Source organism: Herbaspirillum sp. ST 5-3 (assembly GCF_004804275.1).
Lineage (GTDB): Bacteria > Pseudomonadota > Gammaproteobacteria > Burkholderiales > Burkholderiaceae_D > Noviherbaspirillum.
Genome location: NZ_STGI01000007.1, coordinates 225003 through 247140, shown reverse-complemented (window position 1 = coordinate 247140; position 22138 = coordinate 225003). Strand labels below are relative to the sequence as shown.

Annotated in this window: 19 protein-coding genes; 6 read left to right on the top strand and 13 right to left on the bottom strand. The window is 58.2% G+C overall.

Going from position 1 to position 22138, the window contains the following annotated elements; translation table 11 throughout:
• Window positions 1-134: 134 nt before the first annotated feature.
• From E6W33_RS15815 to E6W33_RS15795, 5 genes are all read right to left on the bottom strand, one after another.
• Complete coding sequence (locus tag E6W33_RS15815) at window positions 135-419, bottom strand: CopK family periplasmic copper-binding protein (protein ID WP_136418271.1); 285 nt, start codon at window positions 417-419, stop codon at window positions 135-137.
• Between the two features lie 135 nt (window positions 420-554).
• Entirely contained in the window at window positions 555-833 is a 279-nt protein-coding gene (gene copK, locus E6W33_RS15810; protein WP_136418270.1) for a periplasmic Cu(I)/Cu(II)-binding protein CopK, read from the bottom strand.
• Between the two features lie 126 nt (window positions 834-959).
• Complete coding sequence (gene copK, locus E6W33_RS15805; RefSeq protein ID WP_136418269.1) at window positions 960-1247, bottom strand: periplasmic Cu(I)/Cu(II)-binding protein CopK; 288 nt, start codon at window positions 1245-1247, stop codon at window positions 960-962.
• Window positions 1248-1455: 208 nt separating this feature from the next.
• Entirely contained in the window at window positions 1456-1737 is a 282-nt protein-coding gene (locus E6W33_RS15800) for a hypothetical protein (protein WP_136418268.1), read from the bottom strand.
• Window positions 1730-2785 carry a PRTRC system protein D gene (locus tag E6W33_RS15795; protein WP_136418267.1) on the bottom strand — a complete coding sequence of 352 codons (1056 nt, stop codon included), beginning with the start codon at window positions 2783-2785 and terminating at the stop codon, window positions 1730-1732. The genes E6W33_RS15800 and E6W33_RS15795 overlap by 8 nt, the downstream gene beginning before the upstream one ends.
• A gap of 1067 nt (window positions 2786-3852) precedes the next feature.
• On the opposite strand from E6W33_RS15795, the gene E6W33_RS27075 reads away from it, so the two are divergent.
• The 5 genes from E6W33_RS27075 (at window position 3853) to E6W33_RS15775 (ending at window position 10047) form a co-directional block, all read left to right on the top strand.
• Window positions 3853-4002: a hypothetical protein gene (locus E6W33_RS27075; RefSeq protein ID WP_168798662.1), complete on the top strand. Its 150-nt coding sequence runs from the start codon at window positions 3853-3855 to the stop codon at window positions 4000-4002.
• Window positions 3995-5074 (top strand): integrase domain-containing protein, encoded by a 1080-nt coding sequence (locus E6W33_RS15790; RefSeq protein WP_136418266.1) that lies wholly within the window; start codon window positions 3995-3997, stop codon window positions 5072-5074. Before E6W33_RS27075 ends, E6W33_RS15790 begins: the two co-directional genes overlap by 8 nt.
• 222 nt (window positions 5075-5296) lie before the next feature.
• Window positions 5297-8482 carry a DEAD/DEAH box helicase gene (locus E6W33_RS15785; protein WP_136418265.1) on the top strand — a complete coding sequence of 1062 codons (3186 nt, stop codon included), beginning with the start codon at window positions 5297-5299 and terminating at the stop codon, window positions 8480-8482.
• Window positions 8483-9091: 609 nt separating this feature from the next.
• Window positions 9092-9436, top strand: coding sequence for a reverse transcriptase N-terminal domain-containing protein (locus E6W33_RS15780; protein ID WP_136418264.1), 345 nt, complete (start codon window positions 9092-9094; stop codon window positions 9434-9436).
• 107 nt (window positions 9437-9543) lie between these two features.
• On the top strand, window positions 9544-10047 hold the full coding sequence (locus E6W33_RS15775) for a hypothetical protein (protein ID WP_136418263.1): 504 nt from the start codon (window positions 9544-9546) through the stop codon (window positions 10045-10047).
• Here the strand turns inward: E6W33_RS15775 and E6W33_RS15770 are convergent.
• Complete coding sequence (locus E6W33_RS15770) at window positions 10024-10239, bottom strand: hypothetical protein (RefSeq protein ID WP_136418262.1); 216 nt, start codon at window positions 10237-10239, stop codon at window positions 10024-10026. The genes E6W33_RS15775 and E6W33_RS15770 overlap by 24 nt on opposite strands.
• A 253-nt stretch (window positions 10240-10492) precedes the next feature.
• Between E6W33_RS15770 and radC the strand changes: the two genes are divergently transcribed.
• Window positions 10493-11080 (top strand): DNA repair protein RadC, encoded by a 588-nt coding sequence (gene radC, locus E6W33_RS15765; RefSeq protein ID WP_136418261.1) that lies wholly within the window; start codon window positions 10493-10495, stop codon window positions 11078-11080.
• Window positions 11081-11230: 150 nt separating this feature from the next.
• Here radC and E6W33_RS15760 read toward each other — a convergent pair whose 3' ends face one another.
• From E6W33_RS15760 to E6W33_RS15730, 7 genes are all read right to left on the bottom strand, one after another.
• Window positions 11231-13963, bottom strand: coding sequence for a heavy metal translocating P-type ATPase (locus E6W33_RS15760; protein ID WP_136418260.1), 2733 nt, complete (start codon window positions 13961-13963; stop codon window positions 11231-11233).
• Window positions 13964-14224: 261 nt separating this feature from the next.
• On the bottom strand, window positions 14225-14422 hold the full coding sequence (locus E6W33_RS15755; protein WP_136418259.1) for a heavy-metal-associated domain-containing protein: 198 nt from the start codon (window positions 14420-14422) through the stop codon (window positions 14225-14227).
• Between the two features lie 57 nt (window positions 14423-14479).
• A complete protein-coding gene (locus tag E6W33_RS15750; RefSeq protein WP_211097352.1) occupies window positions 14480-16957 on the bottom strand; it encodes a DNA repair protein in 2478 nt (825 codons plus the stop codon).
• 85 nt (window positions 16958-17042) lie between these two features.
• Window positions 17043-18338, bottom strand: coding sequence for a metallophosphatase family protein (locus E6W33_RS15745; protein ID WP_211097351.1), 1296 nt, complete (start codon window positions 18336-18338; stop codon window positions 17043-17045).
• Window positions 18339-18392: 54 nt separating this feature from the next.
• Window positions 18393-19805, bottom strand: a complete 1413-nt coding sequence (locus tag E6W33_RS15740; RefSeq protein ID WP_136418258.1) for a hypothetical protein — start codon at window positions 19803-19805, stop codon at window positions 18393-18395.
• Between the two features lie 102 nt (window positions 19806-19907).
• Complete coding sequence (locus E6W33_RS15735) at window positions 19908-20900, bottom strand: site-specific integrase (RefSeq protein WP_136418257.1); 993 nt, start codon at window positions 20898-20900, stop codon at window positions 19908-19910.
• Window positions 20901-21015: 115 nt separating this feature from the next.
• On the bottom strand, window positions 21016-21240 hold the full coding sequence (locus tag E6W33_RS15730) for an AlpA family phage regulatory protein (protein WP_247869657.1): 225 nt from the start codon (window positions 21238-21240) through the stop codon (window positions 21016-21018).
• Window positions 21241-22138: the final 898 nt, after the last annotated feature.

Sequence of the window (22138 nt, the reverse complement as noted above, 5' to 3'; positions counted from 1 at the left end):
TTAACAGCGATGGCGAACGTTTACAACCGAAAAATAAAAATGCCGTTCAGGCTTAACTGAACGGCATTAGGCATTGCGCCGGCTTTATTCTTTCTTCTTTGTTGGATCGAGGTTGCTCACATCACGGAACATCCTTATTTCGGATCCCTTAACGTTCCCCTCAACCAAAGTCGCTGCCAGAGTGCGTTGTTACGCATTTCATATACGGTACCATCCTTGCCCTCCATGAGCTTGCCTGGCGCCATTTTCATGGGCTGACGCCGACTATCATAATGGCTCATGGTGCCATCGGCATCGATAATGATGTACGTGCCATCTTTGAGTTCGATCCGACGGGAATACGGCGCGGTTTCATCAGCAGCGAAACTGACCAACGGTATCGCAAGAGCCGCCGCCACGATCAAATTACGTCGATTCATTTATTTACCTGCCTTTCTGGAACAGATAGCTTCCGATGACATCGAATTCGATAACTGGTCAATATTTCAAAAAAAACAGCCCCGCTTGGAACGGGGCGCGAAAACGAAGATTATTCAAGCAAGAGCCGGGCAGGATCAATTACGATGCCATCCATGCAGCACTTCGTCCAGCCTGAACACTTCATTGCCGATCATGATGATGCGCTCGCCATCCTTAGTTTCCATCACATGCCCTGGCTTCATGGCTTCAACGCGTCCGAACTTGTTTTCCATGCCCATCTTGCCGTCTTTGAAGACGTACACTGTCGAACCGTCCTTGAGTTCAAGGGACTTTTCCACTTTGCTGTTATCCACGGCAGAGGCGGACAACGCAACCATCGCGCCCGCGACAGCAATCAAGATCTTCTTAACCATAACACCCTCCGCTGATATATCTTTTTAAAATCGAAGGCGCGATGCGCTCGCGCCACCATTTCCAAAGAGCGGCGCCAAATTCAGGCGCCGAACAAGGGAATCGTTCTTGGAAACACTTTATGTGGATTAATGACCACCGCCGCGATGATCCGCATGCAGAATGGTATCCAAACGGGCCACTTCATCGCCAATCATGATGATCTTCTGGCCATCCTTGGTTTCCATCACTTGACCTTGCTTCATGCGGACAGCCTTGCCCATCTTGTTCTCCATGCCCATCTTGCCGTCCTTAAAAAGATAGACGGTCGAACCATCTTTGAGCTCGATGGATTTTTCCACTTGGCTTGCGTCCACTGCGAACGCGGACACCGCCATCAAACTACCAGCTGCGGCAATCAGCATCTTTTTCATCATGATCATTTCTCCTATATAGAGTGTTTTACAGCAAGACCATGATATGAAATCAAAGCTGTCGGGAAGGTGACGCATTGATTTCAATTTTGTAATCGCTGCGTAATCTTCATCAGCAATGCAAACATGCATTCCACATTCCTATTCCGCCGCAAAGGATCAGTGAACTATCGCCGATCATCGATGAAGCATTCCACGAGGGAAAGCGGTGTTACTTTAGCGGCGGCAGACACAGCTCGTGAACCGCAGCGATTTCATCCTCGCCCGCCAGATAGGCCGTATGCGGCGAAGCCGCCTCTCGCCGCCCCGCCTCTACGAATCTGACGCTCCCGGCAAGCAGAAGCCGCTCGCTTGCCAGTGTCTTGAGCCGTTGTATGCGCTTGATCCCTTTGCCGAACTTCTTCAGTTCGTCGTACAGATCGGGATGTTCCTCCCTGGCCACCTGTACATTCATGCGCAGCACATGGGTATGGCGATCGGTGCGCTCACTCATGTTCACCTCCATCGGATTCCACCATGGGGGGCGCCTTGGGCGTCTGCTGTTCCTGCATGTTGAGGAGTCGCCCTGCCAACTGGAAGCCCTTCACATTGGCATAGAGCGCATCTTTCAGCTCGTGGATTTTATGGCGCGGGAAAGCATCCTTGATCGCTTTCTTAAAAAAGAAGGCGCCGCCGCCGACGATGATAATGTTCTGAATATCGCTCGCGTCGCCGACATAATGCAGCATCTCGGCTACCGCATGTTCCGGCACTTTGCGCGCCACCGGCAGGTGCGCGGAAATGTCGTACTCCTTCTGGAACAAGATCGGCTTTTTCCCGCCGCGCAGAGCGGCATCGATCGGCTCGAATTCGCGGAATTGCGTGCCGGTTTTCATGCTGATGCCTTCCGCAATCTTCTGGAGCACGTCGAACATGCCTCGATTCAGCGAATGGCTTTTACTCTCGATCTGTTGCATTCCTTGCGTGACGATCCAGTCGAACGTGCGAGCGCCTGGGTCGATGATCAAGCTCTTTTCGCGGCGCAGCTCTGCCAGTCTGTTGTGCACCATTCCGTAATGCATTAACGCGCCGGTCGGCTGCGCCAATACCCTGACCTTCTTGACAACAACGCTGCGTCCACCGCCGAGATCGTGCTTACCAAGCATCCTCTTTTCCAGCAGGGAGACACGGCCCGGCACCTTGAAAGTCGCCACCGGTAGGCCCACGACCAGCAGGTCAATTTCCTCGACTTTCATGTAATGCAACGCTCCACGCACCAGCGCCAAATATTCGGCGGTTTCAAAGTAAGCGTCGTGCTGCAGCACCTTGGCATTGAACACGTCCGCCGCCAGGTGAACGTCCGGCCCGACCTCATAGAACAAGCCATCGACCGGAATGCTTACGGTCTTGCGCCTGCTCCCCAGTCCATCTCCCTTTCTCTCTGCTTCTGACGGATAAGCTTCTGACGGGAAGTGCAAGTATTTTATGTCGTCCCCGTCGTCGCTGCCGACGAACTTGGTATTTCCGCGACCCACATCGATTGCGCGAACGATCGATCCCATCCTGCCCTCCATAACAATTCGGCCATCCCAAAGTAGCTCGAACTTCCAGACCAAGCCAGTGAAAATCCCTCGATATTCCCAGCGCATTTGGCATTAGCGAAGCACTGGCGCAGTCTTCAACGACTGCGCGGCGACTGATACGAGAACCATTGCTTCATACGGCTAGTCCTTTGATCAGTCGCCGGCGACTGAGCCACGACTGCGCGATAAAGCGCTGCGCTTTGCGCGTCAAAACGATTTACGATCAGAGGTAACTCAACTGATGCACTCGTCAAGGCCTGAGGCGCTTTGCACGTTCTTACGTAATCATTTCGCGATCAATGACGACGGGTTTTCGCTGGCGGACTGCTTGACCGGCCGTCGCAACCTTCCTATTCTGATCACGCTGTCTGGACCCGCTTCCATGAGCATCGCGTTCTCAATGCGGCGTTACAGTCGTTACCTGTCCCCAGAGCGCCGAACCGTCGAGTTCGGTCTTCCCGGAGTGCTTGGTCTTCAGCCGTCCGTAAGCCGGCGCCGTCGAGCACGGCTTTCAACCGAAATGAGCTCGACTCATTCTCGCATCGACCTGATCGATGTCTTCATCTTCTGAGTGGTTTCTTCCCGCGTGCGCTCATTGCTGTCTGAGCATCAGCCAGCGGCGTGGCGTGGCGTCGTCCTGGAGGCGTCGCGCGCAACGATCAGCACGCAATCGATGCGTGGGCCTGGTGGTAGGGCCCAGGATGCAGTCGAGGAAGAACCTCCAATGACAACAATCCGAATTTCGGGTCCGGGTAGCAACTCGGATGCCGCTGCGGCGCTTTGACGCCGTTCGCGCCCGCTCCTGAAGCGGGGGGATGCAAGTCGTGGAAACACGGGAGCGTCTCGCATGCACGTTTTTAAGCCACACCATGTCGCGCCCTGCGACGAACTTCATCCGCCATCCGTACGCGCTCGGGCGCCGCGCACAGGATTGATTAGCCCGTTCGGCGAGCCATTGGCTCCGCCGATTTCCCCGCATGACGAATCTGACTGTTGAAATCACTTCGTCCTGACAGCGACGCAGTCACCACAAGATTGGAGTCACGATGAAACCGTATTCCCAATTGCCCGCCGCAACGACATCCACGAAGCGCGAACGCACCTATCGCCCGCGTATCGGCCGCCGGCGCGCCAGGCAGTCCTATTTGCGTCCGCCAATGGCCAGGTCCGGCAACAAGGAGGTTTTTCATGGGTAACAATAGAAACTGGAAAAGAAAACTGCAGGCGATCCTGGACGAACACAATGACGCCCATGGCACACGCAATAAGTCCGTCTCACACAGCACGGCGTCAGCACGCGCACATGCCTTGTTCCGCATATTTACCCTGCTGCGCCGCCTCGGGTTCACCCCGGACCCGAAAAATCTGGATGGGACCCACATCATACGGCTTGTGCAATACTGGACAGCAGATTCGGCGATTGCTCAGCGATGCCAGGAACGCGGCGTTCCGATGCTGGCTCTCCCCTACAGTGCGGCATATATCCAGCAGCAACTCAGCTTCTTGCGTGTATTCGCAAAATGGATCGGCAAGCCCGGCATGGTGCTCGCGCCAGAACGCTATGTCACCAATCCGTCCCTGGTTTCCCGCTCATACATTGCGAAGGCGGACAAAAGCTGGACTGGCAACAGCGTGAACGTCGAGGACGCGATCGCCGCAGTGGCGCGAATCGACGAGTGCGTGGCCGCGCAGCTGAGCCTGATGCTGCACTTCGGTTTGCGCCGCAAGGAAGCGGTCATGTTCTGTCCCCATGCGGCAATCGTTCCTGCGCATGCGGTGCCGGCCAATCATCCGGTTTCCGATCACTATGTTGCCTTCCTCCGCGTGAAGCGAGGAACCAAGGGCGGTCGTCTCCGCTTTACGGCAATACGGACCGATGCCCAGCGCCGCGCGCTCGACCATGCGCTCCGTATGGCGCCCTATCCCACCTCGCATATCGGACGCGCGGGGATGACCTTGAAACAGTCTCTCGACCGCTTCGACAATGTGATGCGCAAGGCCGGCATTAGCATGAAGCAACTTGGGGTCACGCCGCATGGGTTGCGGCATCAATTTGCCGGCGACCTGTTCTTCGATATCACGGAACTCCCGGCACCAGCACGTGGTGGCAACCTGGAGGCGGATCCCGATGTCATCAAAGCCGCCTATCTTGAAGTTGCTCGCCAACTCGGTCATAACCGTCCGCAAATCAGCAACGCCTACCTTGGGTCGCCGGTCAATGCCAAAAATACGCGAATTTCTTTATCAGAAGACAAACACAGCGCCTGACTGTTAACACCGCAATAACAGGCATAGCCATAATCTACCAGTGGCAACCCGCAGAAGCCACAGTCCGGGCTTGCGGGTTGCGTCGCAATTCAGGCGCAATGAGATGTGTTCAACTACAGACGGGTATGACACTCGTTTGGCGTCTTTATTTCCCATTTGCAACAAAGTAAAAGGCACTGGTATCCTTGACCGCCAATCCGTTTGCATTTGCGACAACTCCATATGGCTCAACAAAAACAAATTTCCGACGCCACGCTGAAGCTCCTTGCATACTGGCGGGCGGCACTCGCGGATAGCTGCCTTTCCCATCCGACCGTTCCGAAAGATTGCGAACCTATCCAAATCGGAAAATCAGACACCGGATGGCACGTCACGCAGGCGCCAGAAGGCTGGGTCAAGGCGGCATTTGCAGCCAGCAAGATGAACAAGGGGGACGACGGCGACACGCGCAAGCCGATCCCGTTACTATTGCTTCCCGCCTTATTGGCCCCTGCCAGCAGTCACGGTATCAAACGCGGGGGCGGCGATTCGGAAGACATCCTCGTCCCGCTATGCATTCCCTGCCTGCTGACTGCGGAGGGAGCATTGTTGGCCGATCCGGACCGTCTCCCGTGGATCCCGCGGCAGCTGCTTGAGCCAAGCCATAAGGAGTTGACCATTGGTGCCTTGGCCGATCTCGACGAGTTCATCACTCAGCTCACCCGCACGCCTGAAAACTTAACCGACACCCTGAAACTAGCCGAGGAGCTGTTTGCAAAGGTGACCGGATATCGGCTGGCTGCGCTGGCCAGCGATCCTGGCGACAACGAAGACGCCCCTTCGCTCTTGGAGGTAGACGACCATGGCGTAATCGACGGGTGGTTCGGCATCCCCTATGAACCGCCAATCATGGCGCGGCATATCATTCGCCTCTACGATCTGCTGGCTGAGGGGCAAACCGCAACGCCTTTGCTTGAGTCGCTCGCCCATATGCCGGAGCGACGCGCCCAATCTCCGTTGCCGCTCGCGCAATCCGCGGAGCGACTGAAAAAAACGGTCGGACACATCAACCGGACATATCCGTTGTCGCCGTCACAGCATGAAGCGATGACAGAGCTGCTCGGCCTGAAGGAAGGAGATGTGCTCGCCGTCAATGGCCCTCCCGGCACGGGAAAAACGACGCTGTTGCAAAGCGTCGTTGCCCAGGAATGGGTGATGGCGGCCATTGAGGGCAAGCCCTGTCCGATCATCGCGGCAACGTCAACCAACGTCAAGGCGGTTGAAAACGTGCTGGACAGCTTTGCCAAGATGGGTAAAGAAAATGCTCATGAGCGATGGCTGCCGGACATCGGCGGCTTCGGCCTGTTTTTGGCCTCCGCGTCGAGGGACTCCGAGCATCCTACCTACAACGGCCCGAATGAGCACTACTTCGTGCAATTCGAGTCGCCGGACTGGGTCGCCCGCGCGAAGACTTTTTATCTGGAGCAAGCCAAAAAGCTTCCTCAGCTACAGGGGAAAACGCAAACGGTGGACGAAGTCACCACTGCACTGCGCATGATCCTGCATAGCAATTACAAATTCTTGCAGGACGCCGTGACACTGCGCTACCGGATTTTTACCGTGTGCGGCGAGGACGAAACCCTCGGCGCGCTGACAGGGATGAAGCGCGTCATTTCGGCTTGTGAGCGGCGCATCAAGGCGGCCGACAAGGAGATCGCGCAAGCCGAACTGCGCATCCAGGAGTGCACGGAGCAAAAAGCCACGGAGGCGGCACTGCACCAACGGAATCTGCAGGAGATCAAGGATGCCGAATTGGCATGGAATAGCTATCTGGCTTCATTCGTGTCGTTATTGCTGGACCTGTTCGCATTCCTGCCCCCGGTCAAACGCTGGCGTAATGCGCGCGACCGCGCGTTCCTGTTGACCTGCCAGCTCACCAGCGCATTGCTGCACCGCGACGACGGCATTGACGATCATTTTGCGCGGCTGGTCCGCCACGAAAAATTGCGTACGCGTGCTGCCGTCGACAGCATACAGCAGGTTGAAAATGAAGCCATCGCGCGCCGTCATGACGCACGTGAGCAAAGGAAGCAGAACGCAGCCACGATAGCCGAGGTCGATACGCTCATGAACGGCTGGCTGGTGCTGCTGGGCGACACGTTCAAGGATTGGGCCGATGAATCCCTGCGCGACTTGAACGACAAGCTCGATATCCATATCCGGGCGAGTATGTTCCAGATCGCGGATTGGTACTGGTCGGGCTGCTGGCTTACCGAGATGGAAACGCGCTTGCGCGAAGGCAGCCAGGACTCGAAAGCGCCGCAAAAACTCGAAACGATGCTGCGCCGTTTCGCCAAGATCGCGCCCTGCATGGTCTCGAACTTCCATATGGCGCCAGCCTATTTTTGTGGCTGGATGGGGAAAGATCGCCCCGTTCCCCTGTGGAATGTGATCGACCTGCTGATTGTCGACGAGGCCGGTCAAGTGTCGCCGGAAATCGGCGCGCCGACCTTTGCGCTGGCCAAGCGTGCCGTGGTTGTCGGCGACATCTATCAGATCGAGCCGATCTGGAATGTGCCGGAGGGCGTCGATCGCGCCAACGCGGCCAAGTTTGGCCTGATCAAGAAATGGGACCATCCCGATTACTTGAAGATGGCGCAGGATGGCTATACCGCCGCCAAGGGTAATTTGATGCAGATCGCCGCGCGTGCCTGTCGGCTGCAGAAATACCAGGACGTGCGTGGCCTCATGCTGACCGAACATCGCCGCTGTGTCCCGGAGCTGATCGCCTATTGCAATGAGCTGGTCTATGGCGGACGGCTGGAACCCAAGCGCGACGCCATCCCGCCCGAGCAGAGAATCCTTCCCGCCTTTGGCCATTTTGCGCTGCGCAGCAAGGATCAAAAGCTGGGAAGAAGCCGCAAGAATACCGCTGAAGCCCACGCGATCGTCGACTGGATCGTCCGCAACCGCGAGCGTCTGGAAAACCACTATCTCGATCCGAAGACGAATCATCCCCTCCATATCAGCAAGATCGTCGCCGTGGTCACGCCCTTCAGCACGCAGGCCAACCAGATCAGCAACCTGATTCGCAAGAAAATGCCCGATACCAAGAAAAAAGGGGGCGGCATTACGGTCGGCACCGTGCACCGCCTGCAGGGCGCGGAGCGTGAGGTCGTGATCTTTTCTCCGGTCTATGGCGAAGGCCACAAGAGTCGCATGTTCTTCGACGACGGTCGCAACATGATGAATGTGGCGGTATCCCGGGCTAAGGACAGCTTCCTGGTATTCGGCAATGTCGAATTGTTCAATCCGCAAAAGAGCGGAATGCCCTCGGGATTACTCGCCAAATATCTGTTCCGCCATCCGGACAACGACCTGTCCAGCGTGATCGAGGTCGGCCAATCGGCAATGTTGTCGCTCATCTAGCGTGATCCGTTTGCCAGCGAACGGTCTATCCGAAATGCGTCGGCACCTGGAGGCATGATCAGGTGTCGGCTACGCCATCAGTCCGATCATGCGCGATCTCTGCGGCCCAGACAGTTCGCCCGAGCCCGCGACCATGCTGGAACAGCACGCCACCGAAAATCCCCGATTAACGGGGCGCTTTCACGGTTGCGCCGCATTGAACATGCTGCGACCTATTGAACTCACACGCAGCCGATGACATACTTCCATCGCTTATTGTGAGAATCGCTCTCACACTGCCTTCGTGCCGGCTTGTCGTCAAGGCGTGCATGGAGTCCCGTGCCTTCCTGAGGCATAGGCGTTGCGATCGTTACTCGCCCCTGGAGTGATCGGAATGCGTTCCGCTCCTGTCGCGCAAGCGATTGAGTGTGATGCCCTGCTTTACCGCAGCATCAGTGTGACACCTTTGCGTCGCGAGACGTTGTCGTGACAGTGAAGCGTGCTCGGCCAGGAATGGTTCCTGGACGCAGCGACGTTTTCACAGAGTAAGGCCCCAGTTCGCAAGGACCGTGGGCCTTTTTTTTTTGCACGCGCAATGCGTGCGATGACGCCCCCCTTCAGGCCACCAGTTTGGAAGGGATCCCGCGCGGGGAACATCTGTTTTCCCGTGAGGGGAGCAGTGTTCCCCTTTCTTGTTGCATCACCATGGAAGGAGGAATCGCTATGAAAGCCAAGAAGCGTCAACAGCAAGCGTTCGCGCTCTCGCGGATCGCGCCGGAATGGGAAGCAATTTTCTGGACGCGCATCATCAAGAACGTGTTTTCCTTGCAACGAAGGATAGACAAGGCAATACGCGCCGGAAATCGCCAGAAAGCGCGTGTGCTGCAGCGGATGCTGGATCATTCGCTTGGCACAAAGGCCTTGGCTGTGATGGCACAGATCGAACAGGACAACAAGATGCGCAGCGCCGGATAAGGTGCCCGCACCTTCATCCCGTCGATCCCGTCCATTCGAACCATCCTGTGGGAATCACCGATTTCCCGCAGGCGGGAAGGTGTTCCCACCTTTCACTGGAGAACACCATGCCCCAAGAGAGACCTCACCGCAACCGGCCTCGCCGGCCTTCGGTCGCGCTCGAAGAAGAAAAGGCCTGGATCGCGTTCTATCGCCGCATGGGAGAGCCTTCCATTGCCGCCGAACTGATCCAGCACCTCGAAGCCGATCCGGACTTGAAGCGCGCGCATCCCGCCTTGTATTTGCGCTGCAAGCAAACCCTACGCAGGAACAAGGAACGGCAGGCCCGAGCGCAGCGTATCGGCCAATTTGTACGCCTGTTCCTTCGCGTCGTCGTGGCGAACCCGCTATGGGCCTTGCGCAGAGCGCTGCACGCCGGGAGAGACATCGCTGTCGAATGCCTCCCCGAAACAGACGGCGAGCCCGCGGCACGACGCGTCAAGCGCCTGTCCGGGAAGTCGGAGTTTGCCAGCGAGCGCAAGGGCTTTGCCAGCCAAAGCGGCGCGACCGGCACGGCTTTGCCGGCGCAAGCCAACGGCGATGGGAAATCACAAGAGTCCAAGACAGCGTGATCTCTCCTTATCAATGAGCCAATGCAGGAATTTCGTGTCGTCAGAAACGCCCCAATAGAAATTCTTGCAGCGTTCGACATAGGCATCGAGGTCGTCGATCGTCTTCACCTCCTCCGGCAAAAAGCCGGTGATCTCCGTGAAGCGTTCGACTTCCCTCGATGTCAGTCGAATGTGTTTTCCCAATCTGAGCATGTTTGTCCAGCGCCTATGAATGATCCGGTCACATTTCCTTAGTCAGACATATATGCCAGTTTGTGACGGCTGCAAGATCTTCGCACTGTCAACGCGCCGCTTTGCCTCGTCATGGAGATGCTGACGCCAGTCGAGGTGGAGCAGCCATGACCGGCCCTTCAAGCTGCGCATGCGCTGCATGCGTGTCCCCTGCGGGAAGCCATTCCCGTTGGGCCTGGCGATCCCGCATTTTCTTGTTATATTGGAGAACGCCATGAACGACCTTTCCACCATGTCGCGGTCCGAGCTCGTCTGCGAACTGCTCGCGCCGCCGGCAGCGTCAGCGTCAGACGCTGCGGCCGCTTACGCTTATCTTGGAGATGGCGACACCTCCGCATCGTCGCGATGCGAGGTGCTCGTCAGCCACAGGTTGTCAGTTGCACGGGAAATTCTGTTGCGCGACTTGAAGGCGCACATGCATTCCGGGTCGATGCTCAATTCGCCGAACGCAGTGCGGGAGTGGCTCAAACTTCGATGTGCCAATGTCGGGCATGAGGTGTTCATGCTCCTTCATCTTGACGTACGCAATCGACTGATTGAGGCGGAGGCGATTTTTCGGGGGACGCTGACGCAGACCGCGGTCTACCCACGCGAAGTCCTGAAGTCGGTGCTCAAGCACAACGCTGCCTCGGTGATACTTGCCCATAATCACCCTAGCGGCAGCGTCGAACCGAGTGAAGCCGATCGCATGCTGACCGGGCAGCTCGCGTGCGCATTATCCCTGGTCGAGGTGCGGGTACTCGATCATTTCATCGTCGCCGGGGATGCCATCTTTTCCTTTGCCGAACAAGGACTGTTATAGGCAGGCGAGATTGCCTGTTTCCGGCGCCGGATCGCGCTGGCGGGAGCTGCTTCGCAGTGCAGCTCCCCTATGAGCCACCTTCAAACCGCGTATTGCCGAACCCGCACTGGGAAACGATCATGTGCCCACGCCCGGCAAGCGCTGCCGCAATCAACCTGGAGCGGTTTGCTTTGCCCCACGCAGGCGCAGTGCGTTGGTAATGACGGAAACCGAGCTCAGGCTCATTGCGAGCGCGGCAATCATCGGCGACAGCAACTGACCGGTGAACGGATACAGCAGGCCGGCCGCCAGCGGAATGCCGAGCGCGTTGTACACGAAGGCAAAGGCCAGATTCTGGCGCATGTTGCGCACCGTCTCGACCGATAGGCTGCGCGCCCGCGCAATCGCGCGTAAGTCGCCTTTCACCAAGGTCACATGAGCACTATTGATGGCAACGTCGGTGCCGGTCCCCATCGCAATACCGACATTGGATTTGGCAAGCGCGGGAGCATCGTTGATACCATCGCCGGCCATGGCGACAACCTTGCCTTCCTTCTGCAGACGCTCGACCAACTGCAGCTTGTCCTGCGGCTTGACCTCGCCATACACTTCATCGATGCCCAGTCTCTTAGCCACCGACTTCGCCGTGGTCACACCGTCGCCGGTTGCCATCACGACTGTCAAACCGGCGTCCCTGAGTGTCTTCAATGCTTCCGGCGTAGTCGCCTTTACCGGGTCGGACACGGCAATCAGGCCAACGAGTCGGCCGTCAGCGGCAAGGTACATCACGCTGGCGCCTTCGTTGCGCAGCTCTTCAGCTTGATTCACCAGCGCATGCCAGTCGACTTTTTCGGTGTCCATCAATGCCGTGTTGCCGAGTGCAATGCGACGGCCGGCAACGACACCGCGCACGCCGATGCCGCTGGCCGACTCAAACGTTTCTGGCTTGTCCAGTGCCAGCCCGCGCCGGCGTGCTTCGTCGACAATCGCATGCGCCAGCGGATGCTCACTTCCCTGGTCGATACTTGCAGCAATCTGCAATACGTCCTTTTCCACAAAACCGGGAGCCGGAACAACGCGGTCAAACGCCGGCTTGCCTTCCGTGAGCGTTCCGGTCTTGTCCACGATCAGCGTGGTCACCTTGCGCATGCTTTCGATGGCTGCCGCATCGCGGAACAGGATGCCTTGCGTTGCTGCACGGCCGGTCGCGGCCATGATCGACATCGGGGTAGCCAGCCCGAGCGCACATGGGCAGGCAATGATGAGCACCGCGACCGCATTGACAAAACCATAGACCCAGCTCGGTTGCGGTCCGAAGAAGCCCCAGCCAAGCAACGTCAGGATCGCGATCCCCACCACGACGGTCACGAAGTAGCCCGCCACAATGTCGGCCAGGCGCTGCATCGGCGCCCGCGAGCGCTGGGCATTGGCAACCATCTGGACGATTTGCGAGAGCATGGTTTGTGAGCCGACTTTTTCGGCGCGCATGATCAGGCTGCCGCTGGTGTTGATGGTCGCGCCGATCAGCTTGTCGCCGGGGCGCTTGGTGACCGGCACCGGTTCGCCGGTCAGCATCGATTCGTCCAGCGCGCTTTCCCCCTCCAGCACGTCGCCGTCGACCGGGACTTTTTCACCTGGGCGCACGCGCAGGGTGTCGCCGATGTGGACATGGGTGAGCGGCACATCTTCCTCGCTGCCGCCAGCTTTGATGCGACGGGCTGTCTTCGGCGCCAGGCCGAGCAGCGACTTGATGGCGGCCGATGTCTGCGAGCGCGCCTTCAGCTCCAGTATCTGGCCGAGCAGCGTGAGCGACACAATGACTGCCGCCGCTTCGAAATAGACGCCGATACGGCCATGCGCCATGAACGTTTGCGGGAACAGGCCGGGCGCCGCTGTTGCCACGACGCTGTAGCCATATGCGGCCGCCACGCCGGTCCCAATCAGCGTCCACATGTTGGGGCTACGGTTGATGATGGACTGCATTCCGCGCGTAAAGAAAGGCCAACCGGCCCATAACACCACCGGCGTACTGAGCGCAAATTCGATCCAGCTTTGGTGAGGCAACCCGCCTGAGAAGATGCGATGACCGAACATGGCCAGCGCCGTGACGATCACGGTGAGCGGCAAGGTCCACCAAAACCGCCTTCGGAAGTCGGCCAGCTCCGGATTCTCCTCTTCCTCAAGAGAGGGCATGACCGGTTCCAGGGTCATGCCGCATATCGGACAATTTCCGGGAGCGTTCTGCCGGATTTCCGGATGCATCGGGCAGGTGTAGATGGTTCCTTCCGGCATGGCTGAAGCTGGAGCTGGAGCCGGCACCGGTGCACTCGGTTTCATGTACGCCTGGGGATTGGCCCGGAACTTCTCCATGCACTTCGTACTGCAGAAGTGATACGCCGTTCCCTCGACATCGATGGTCTTATCGGCATGCGCCGCCACTTTCATGCCGCATACCGGATCGGTGAACGGTTTCTCAGCGCTCTGCCCGGTTGCCGCAGGCTCGTGTGAATCATTATGGCCGTGATGATGGGCATGAACACTGGGCGAGGGCGTGGCGGGGACGAGGGTCATGCCGCATTTGGGGCATTTCCCCGGTGTGACCTGCCGGATTTCGGGGTGCATCGGGCAGGTGAATACCGTTTCCTGCGGCACTGCCTGTGCTGACTCCGGTTTGGTATAAGCGTTCGGATTGGAACGGAACTTCTCCAAGCACTTGGCGCTGCAGAAGTGGTATTCGCGGCCGGCATGCGTTGCGCTTTTATCCGGGTCCGCGGCCACCTGCATGCCGCATACCGGGTCGGTAAACGGTGGCTTGGCCTCTTGCGCGGCGACTGCGGTTGGCTGCTCATGGTTGCCGTGTTGATGACCATGATGGTCGTGATGATTATGTGTCTTATCGTCCATGATGCTTTCCTGTTCTTGTTGTAGCGGCGTCGTACCGCCGGTTTCTTGGGCCGAAAATCCGGAATATCTACGGGTGATTCATGACACATTGTTGAATGCATGCATCACTGAATCCATGTGCAGGTCGAAAGCAGAATTCACCAAAGCATTTCAAAGAACTCAAAGTTCTTCGCGAATATCTTGCTGCTTCCCTCATTCCTGGACCCATCGTAGGAAGCGGTGTGGTAAAAATAAATGACTTAGGTCAAATATTTTCCAATATCACTCTGACAACGTCGGATATCCGGCCTCGGCGAGCGCAGAGGTGAGTGTGTCCAGGTCCACCTTAGTCTCGACGCGCGCCATCTTGCTCTTCAAGTCGATGTCCACCTTAGCTGTACTGTCGACGCCGTGAATAACCTTTGTCACGCGGCTGGCGCAACCACCGCAACTCATTTTTCTCACTTGAAACTCAACCATGGTGTTACCTCCTCGCTTGAATGTCATGTCAAGATAAACCCTTCCGCGATGGGAATGTCAAGCAGCTGGGATGATGTCTCTGGGCGGCATTTGATTTGGCTGGCCGGTTCCAACATAGGGTTCCAGATCGATTATCGCGTCCGCCATTGCCGTCAATTCCGACGTCTGCGACACGAAGAATTCACGCCCATAGCCGCCAATGCGCAGCACTTCGCGCTTCATCGCGATGAATATCCGCTTGCGGTCCGGATCAAGCGCGCCATCCGCCTCGTCGGAAAACACTGTTTCATAACGCCGCCCGCGATGTTGTGCCAGGTACAGCGCAATCGCCCGTGTCAGGCACTCGTTAATCCAGACACGCTCTCCGCCGCTCATCGTCGTCACGCTCTTGCTAGCCCCCGAATCCGCATCGTGCACGAGAATGTCGAAGCCTTCGCGCGATTCCCCTTTTCCAGTTTCCACCTGGGTCTTGATCGACACCGTAAACCGAGGCCCATAGCATGCCAACAGCAATTCATTCGCCAAGCCAGACAGCGTCGGTCCGGCATCGTCGATCGATAACGCAATCAGCCCATCTTTGCTCATGCACCGTGCGAATAACGTCCATACGCCGAGCGCCTGCTCGATGTGCGCGCTGTGCGCATCCAGTTGGGTGAGTTTCTGCGCAATGTCTTGATGGCGCCGCGTGAGTTCTTCCATCCGCTGTTGGTCGCACACCGCAGTCATAAATCCCGTCTCCGCATCAGCAATTGCCTGCTGCGCCTGCGCGACCGCCCTTTGCGCCTGCACAACCTGCCCCTCGTCGAATGGCGCCGGCAACTCCGCCAGCGCCTCGTCCATCCGGTCGAGCGCTTGCCTGTACCGCTTGGCCTGCGCGACGCGTTCCAGAGCTATCTGCTGCCGCGCCTTGGAAATCGCGCAACGCTCGTCCTGCTCGTCACTGGTTTCCCCCTCCTCGCCTAGCGGCATTTCCGACAACTGCGCATCGATTGCAGCCAGCGCCTCCCTGGCCTGTTGCAGTTCCCCTCGCCTTGCGGCTAACACGGCTTGTACCGACACCAGCGACCTTGTGCGCCGAAGCTTGTCCTCGGCCCGCGCCAAACGCGCGGGAGCATCGGCCAGGCCCACGACCTGTTGTCGAATATCTGCCAGACGATCGTTGAGGAGCCGGCGCTCACGTTCTAGCCGGCGCAGCTCCAAGTCGGCGGAGGGCATCAAGCTCTGTGCATCGCGCGCATCGCCCAGCAGCTTGCACTGCCCCTGCAAATCGCTGCCGGCGCAAGGCACTCCTGCGGTCAAACCGAGGCGTCGCGCGAGTTCCTGTGTTTTCAGCACCGCGTGCCCTGCCGCACGCTCGACACCGGTGATTTTTTCCCGGAGAAGTTTCTCGTTGGACGATAGCTTGATCAATGCATCCACGTCGCGCCGCAGCCCATGCAAGCGCGCTTCCCGGGCGTATCCAATCTGTTCCACTACGGGCAGGCGGCGCGCGGCATGCTCGATCCTTCCGCCAGCGCTGATGATTGTGTTGTATCTGTCACGTTGACAACTCAGCTCCGACCGTTTCCTTTGCCGCTCTGCCACGCGCTGCGCGAGTCGACGGTCGAGCAACCCGAGCCGTTCGGCTTCGCGTTGATCCTGGCGATCCAGCGACGCCAGCGCCGTCTTGCCCTCCCCGATGATCGCCCGTCGCTCCGCATGAAACTGGGACCGCCTCACCTCGGCATGCATCGCCACGTCCTTACTTGCCATGATCCTGGCCAGCACCTCCTTCGCCATGTCGGCTGCACGCTGGCACGACGATTTCCGTTCTTGCGCTGCATCGATCCGTTGCCGGGTATCCCCCAACTGCGTGATCTCGCTCGCAAGCTGGCCAGCATCGGACTCAAGGCCGCAACGCTCCTGGCGGATCGCCACCAGCCCGGCTTTGAGCAGCTTGACGGTATCCGCTGCCTTGGCGCCCAGCGCGCGGATTTCGTCCAGCCCAAGCAAGTCGGCCAGCAGCGTCTTGATTTCGGCATTCCGGTACGCCGATAGCTGGCGCCTGCCTTGCGCCGCATACATCGACGTGAAAAACGTTTGGGCACTACCCAGGATCGCTTCGACGCAACGCAAATAAGTATCCATCTTGCCATCCGATACCGTCCCGTCCAGCAGTGTCACCGGCATCCATCCGGCCGCGCCCGAGACATGCAAATAGGCTTCCGTTTTTTTCTTGCCATGGAGCCTGATGACGATCTGCGAGCGGTAGCGCTTGCCCCCGTGCTCCCAAACCAGGTCCTTGACGCTCTCCGGCAGAAAGACATGGTCGTAATACGAAAACAGCCCCACCCCGTCCGCGCCGGCGCGAGACGGCATCAGCGGGTACGGCGTCATGTTGTCCATCACGGTCGTCTTGCCGCGCCCGTTCTTTCCGGCGATTGCGATCAACTGAGCACCGCCGGCAAGCGCGTCGAAATCCAGCGTCAATTCCTCCCGCCCCAGCCCATCCCGAATTCCGCGAAATCCTTTCAATGTCAACGATATCGGTCTCATGCTGTCCATCCTCTCCAGTGATTCGGTTGCATGCCACCTATCCCAGAATCAGTCTCTCGCGAGCGGCCCCGTCTTCAAGACTGCCCTAGGACGTTGCAGCCACTTCACTACGGCCATTCACTGCCAGCATGTCGGGAGGAAAAAGGGGAACGACTGACTCCAACTGTGCCATGATTGCTGCGGCGATCTCTTCGGGCGCCTGCGCGTGCAGCGCTTCCAGGCAGCCCAGCAACGGCTCCGGCTTCGCATCGGTCACCTCTGCCCAGGCGCGCACCTTCGACGCCATCGTCGCCAAATGCGATATTCCTGCCGCGCGCGCCCTCACCACCGGAATCACGCGGCCAGCCAGTTTCACCTGCGCCGCACCGGCAAAAAGGCGCTCGATCGCCGCGCGGTCGATGGTATCGATGTCCTCCTCCGGAACGACCCAGCGCACCCGCACGAATGCGCCATCCACGGTGGTCTCGCGTACGACTTGCCGCAACTGGTCAAGATCGGGCATGCCGTCGAACGAGATGTCGATGGTGCGCTTGGCGGGAGTTGCCCCCAGCTCGCAGCGCGCCGCATCGACCCCGACCTCCCACACCAGGAAACCCTTGTCCCCTTGTTCGCCGTAATGCAATCGGCCGAGCGAACCCGCGTAGGCGATCACCCTGCCGTTGCCGATCCAGGCCTGGTGTTTGTGAATGTGACCGAGCATGAACGCCGCCGCACCGCCGGCAAACAATGCGCCCGTCGTAAACTCATGATCGAAGCCGGCCATCGGCACGTCATGTTCAGTGAGGCATCCGTACACGGTACCGTGCGACACGCCTATGGTGGGGATACATTGTTTACGCGCTGCCTCGTTGGTCGCAGCAAAGCCGCACAGCAACGCCGACAATCGTTCGCCCACCTCGCGCGCGGTGTCGGCCCCACCGACCGCAGCGGCGACCACCGCCTTGTTCACCACCGGCACGCAGGAAAACAGCGCCCGGCTGCCATCCGGGACGACGTCGAAGCGCCAGCCTTCCGACGTGTGCCACGTGCCGTCCTGCAGCAGTGCCACCTGCTGCAGGCGGTCGGCCACATGCACCGGATACCTGCCACCCAATAGCCGAAACAAGTTCAGCGTTCCCGGCGGCTCGTGAGAAATCGTGCCCTGCAACATCAATACCGGACAGTGATCTGCCAGGCGCCGGATATTGCGCGCCAGCGCGTCGACTGCCGGCGCATGCATATCGAGCGCATGGTCCGTCGAATCGCCCGAGATCACGGCAAAGGCAACGCCCCGGTTGATCGCTTCTTCGACGGCAAAACTGAAGCAACGGTCGACTTCGGCCAGTGTTCCTGCCGCATAATGAATATCTGAAAAATGTGCCCCTCGAATCACGTTCGCCATCTCGTTTCTCCTTTCGCACTCTGTCGTCCCAGCTTCCCTGATCGATGAGCGTTGTCAAACGCGCTTTTGGGCGGCCGTCAATTCCGCGTCGACCTTGTCGACAAAGGTGTCGGGGTCGTTCTTATAGCGATCGATTTCGTCCAGCGCGCGATGCCGCCCGTTAGCATTGAGCATCCATCCCGGCCCCCAATGGCATTCGGCGTAGGCTTCATAGCGAACGGCATCGATGCCGAACTCGCCGGCAGCGGCAATCACCTGTTCTTTGCTGGGCGCGCCGTCGTGACTGGGCGGCGGATTTCGTCCTTGGTGAGTAGCAGTGGCTTTTCTTGGCGTAGCCGCTGCGGCCTGGTCACCATGCGCATTCGGAGCGCTTTCCACCCAATACCCAATGCCGTCGTCATCGGCGGATGAATTGCCATTCAGGCCACGTACATCGTTGCCAAAGGCCTTTGCGCCTTCCGTTTCCAGATTCGCTCCATGACGCGTTCCCTCCAGCACATGCGCGGCCTCATCGGCATTGGCCAGAACGGAATCGTCGTCGTTTGCTCTTAGTAGCGCCGTCACGTCAATCGGCGCTTCCAGTTCGATGATCCAGTGCGCGGCACGTACGGCCCTGCCCGTTTCATCGATATGCGGCACGTCGCGCAGCTTTTTGGTGAGGTAAAACGGCGTGCGCTTGTCATCCAAAAAGCCGGAAATGCGCCCACCGCGCAAGAAGGCCAACGTCTCGAATTGCTCGATCGCGCGACTCATCGCGTAAAAGCTGTTCGTGTGCAGCTCGAACGCGTCGATCGACTTGATGCCGGGAATGAAGAAAATGAAGCGCCCCGACAGGTTGCACTGCCTGGTCTGGAATTCGTGACAGCACTCGGGGTTGCAGATGCCATCGTTTTGGTCGCGCACGATGGTCTTGCGACCGCCGAAGACACGGATGGCCCGCTTGCCGCTGTGATCCATCGGGACTGGCGCATAACATTTGCAGTAGCGCACCCGTCCATCCGGCGAGTATTCGCTCCAGAATTTTTTCTCGTTCGCGCCCCATGTGACCAGTTCATGCGGCATCACCACCTGCCACATATCGGCCGGGAAAATGACGGGGAAGCGATACAGACGTTTTATGCCATCGCCGCGATCTTCGCCGAAGGCGTCCAGGATCTGCCCGGCGGTCTCTGGATTGGGAAAGTCATTCGGCCGCACGGTGAACCAGGCGACGTTCTTGGGGACCAGCGGGGTTTTGATGTTGGGTAGGACTTGAATGATGGCGCACTCGATCTCTTCGAACGACTGGTTGCCCGCAACGCCGCGCTCATAGATTTGCTTTGCGGTCGGATGGGCGGCGGCGCTTTTTGTCAGAACCTTGATGCCGGCGCGGATTTTGCCGCCCGTGGGGATACGCACTTGGCGTTGGCCAAGTATCGTGGCAACAGATGGTAGGGATTCGCTGATAGCGACAATCGCGTGTTTCATGCTGAGCTCCTGTGCAATGCGATGAATTTCGCATTACCAGGATCTCGCACGAGCCCGCTGTTTCAAGCCCGTATAGTGTCAATCTCTATCGAAGCGTGAACATTAGACCAGCTCTTTCACCACTGCTTTCAACGGCTGAGGCTCGCTTGGCAACAGATTGCGCACCGAATTTTTCTCCTTGAGTCCGAGAATCAGGCCAATATCTTCGTCGTCTGTGCCTCTTTCCTTCAACTTTTGTGCGACCGTTCTGCGCGCACTGAGTGCCGACACGCCCTTCATGCCAGTGCGTGCGAAAATTTTTCGGTAGATATCCAGGATCATGCCGCAGTGGTAGTGGCGTTGGTGCCCCTTTTGCCGAATCCTGATCGGCATCGCGTTGCCCTCATTGGTCAAAAACAGTCGGCTCACCGGTTCAAGCCCACGGTAGGACGCCGCCTTAGTCACGCCATGCCCGCGCTGAAGCCGCTCATCCAGGTAAGCATCGATGGCCGCATTAGCTTTCGCACTGGCGAAAAACAACGGTCGCGCCTTGCCATTGACCGCCACTTCCGGCCGCATCCTCGACTCCTTCCTGACCGATCCATCCGCACGCAGGTAGTCGCATACCTGCAGTCGCGCGATTTCGAGCGGCTTGGCTGCGGTCGCGAACAGCACCAGCAGCAGCGCCACATCGCGACTTTTACAGTTGCTCATCTGGCGCGTGCGCTCGATCGCCAGGTCAATCTCTTTTTCGGTGACAGCAGCATTCCTGCCGCGCCGACCAGGTACCCGTTCAGGCTGATAATGCTCCAGCGCCTCCAGATAGCTCGCCTTCCAGGTGCGCATGCTCTCAACGGTAGGCATCACGTCCTCGTCGACGCCCTCCACGCCGACGACCATCTGTAAATCTCGCGCCAGTGCTTTGACGCGTTGTTCGACCGCCGAGCGAGTCATGCCCGATGTTTTGCCTACTGTCTCGTAGGTCTTACCATCCAAGACAGCCTTGAACATTTCAATCGATTTAGCTACCGAATCATTTTTCATGATGGCCCCGCCGGAATTGTACAAAGCCATGTTGCGAGGAGCCGGGCGGCGGCGCCAGCGAAAAATATCCATTCATTGGGGGGCTTTCGGTATCAGTGGGAAGAAAGCCGCTGCCCCATGTAGCGACTTGCATGTGGCCCCAACAATTGCCACAGCCTCCCACGGAGCAACGTTTCCGCAGAAATGTTTAGCGCTGGGCGTGGCTGCGGCTCGCTCTGACACGCGCAGCGGCCCACGACGCAATTTCGCTGTGTATCCAACCAACCGATCGGCGTGACAGCTTCACCGGTGCGGGAAATTCTCCCTTCTTGATCGCGCCATAAATACTACTTTTTGATCGCCCACATAACGCAAGAACTTCCGGCAATTTGATGAAGCGTATTTCCGATGACGAGGCCATGTCCTTTTCCATAATTTTTTCCTTTCGAATCAAGATTAAATGTGTGGTTGGTGTTATCAACGCCGGGGCACGATTGCCGCAATTCGATGGCGGGTCGACGTCCCGGGCGCGGCAAAACGCCGCTGTTTAATGAAAGCGACAGGTAAGTCGGAAGTGTCATCGGGCTATACCAGCAATGGCGGCCGAATTCGAATGATTGGCGAGGTCACGGTAGACGATCGCTACCATTGCAACGCCATCGATGCTCACTGCTAAATGAAGAGACGCACGCCTAGTGCAAATCGAGTCGGTTCTCGTGAAAATGGCAGGTGTTGCCAATGTGATGCTGTGCTCGGGCGAGATCACGCGTGCCGTTCACGCGAACGAGAATGTTGAAAACAACTGGCCGTTCCAAAAGCCAGTGTCGGTGCTGCCATCGACGAGTACTCGATTGGCAGCAGATTCCCCGTGAGAGGATACTTCGACATCAGAGACGTTGATGCAGGACTGCAGGCGTACTGCCCGCAGTCGCTTGTCGTGCTTGCTTTACCGCCGAATGCGGTTGGGTTGCCAGCTCCCTTTAACTTGACGCGCCCCATCTACACGGCGACCAGAGAGTCCTTTGCGGCGTGTAGCGGTGCCCGTCAGTACTAAGAGTGACATTTGCCAGAGTCGATGACAAGGCCTTCTCGCACTGCGATGACGAAAAGCCCTGGCACGCGGAGCATTTTCGATGGCGTTGCCCCCTACGCCGGCATGGGCGCTGGCGCAGAATGAGAGTGCCAGCAGCGCCAACATCCATTTCCTCTTTATGTTTTCCAATGCTTTTGTAGTTGCCACCTCGGTGAAAGCGTGGCCGGTGACGAGCCAATGTTCATGTTGTCCGAGCACTCGGAGAAAGATTGTAACGGCGTCTATTCCGATTGCGAGC

Bases quoted from the DNA above. Each gene is read 5' to 3' on its own strand.
- E6W33_RS15815 (WP_136418271.1), bottom strand. From the start codon at position 419: ATGAATCGACGTAATTTGATCGTGGCGGCGGCTCTTGCGATACCGTTG.
- copK (WP_136418270.1), bottom strand. From the start codon at position 833: ATGGTTAAGAAGATCTTGATTGCTGTCGCGGGCGCGATGGTTGCGTTG.
- copK (WP_136418269.1), bottom strand. From the start codon at position 1,247: ATGATGAAAAAGATGCTGATTGCCGCAGCTGGTAGTTTGATGGCGGTG.
- E6W33_RS15800 (WP_136418268.1), bottom strand. From the start codon at position 1,737: ATGAGTGAGCGCACCGATCGCCATACCCATGTGCTGCGCATGAATGTA.
- E6W33_RS15795 (WP_136418267.1), bottom strand. From the start codon at position 2,785: ATGGGATCGATCGTTCGCGCAATCGATGTGGGTCGCGGAAATACCAAG.
- E6W33_RS27075 (WP_168798662.1), top strand. From the start codon at position 3,853: ATGAAACCGTATTCCCAATTGCCCGCCGCAACGACATCCACGAAGCGC.
- E6W33_RS15790 (WP_136418266.1), top strand. From the start codon at position 3,995: ATGGGTAACAATAGAAACTGGAAAAGAAAACTGCAGGCGATCCTGGAC.
- E6W33_RS15785 (WP_136418265.1), top strand. From the start codon at position 5,297: ATGGCTCAACAAAAACAAATTTCCGACGCCACGCTGAAGCTCCTTGCA.
- E6W33_RS15775 (WP_136418263.1), top strand. From the start codon at position 9,544: ATGCCCCAAGAGAGACCTCACCGCAACCGGCCTCGCCGGCCTTCGGTC.
- E6W33_RS15770 (WP_136418262.1), bottom strand. From the start codon at position 10,239: ATGCTCAGATTGGGAAAACACATTCGACTGACATCGAGGGAAGTCGAA.
- radC (WP_136418261.1), top strand. From the start codon at position 10,493: ATGAACGACCTTTCCACCATGTCGCGGTCCGAGCTCGTCTGCGAACTG.
- E6W33_RS15760 (WP_136418260.1), bottom strand. From the start codon at position 13,963: ATGGACGATAAGACACATAATCATCACGACCATCATGGTCATCAACAC.
- E6W33_RS15755 (WP_136418259.1), bottom strand. From the start codon at position 14,422: ATGGTTGAGTTTCAAGTGAGAAAAATGAGTTGCGGTGGTTGCGCCAGC.
- E6W33_RS15750 (WP_211097352.1), bottom strand. From the start codon at position 16,957: ATGAGACCGATATCGTTGACATTGAAAGGATTTCGCGGAATTCGGGAT.
- E6W33_RS15745 (WP_211097351.1), bottom strand. From the start codon at position 18,338: ATGGCGAACGTGATTCGAGGGGCACATTTTTCAGATATTCATTATGCG.
- E6W33_RS15740 (WP_136418258.1), bottom strand. From the start codon at position 19,805: ATGAAACACGCGATTGTCGCTATCAGCGAATCCCTACCATCTGTTGCC.
- E6W33_RS15735 (WP_136418257.1), bottom strand. From the start codon at position 20,900: ATGGATATTTTTCGCTGGCGCCGCCGCCCGGCTCCTCGCAACATGGCT.
- E6W33_RS15730 (WP_247869657.1), bottom strand. From the start codon at position 21,240: ATGGAAAAGGACATGGCCTCGTCATCGGAAATACGCTTCATCAAATTG.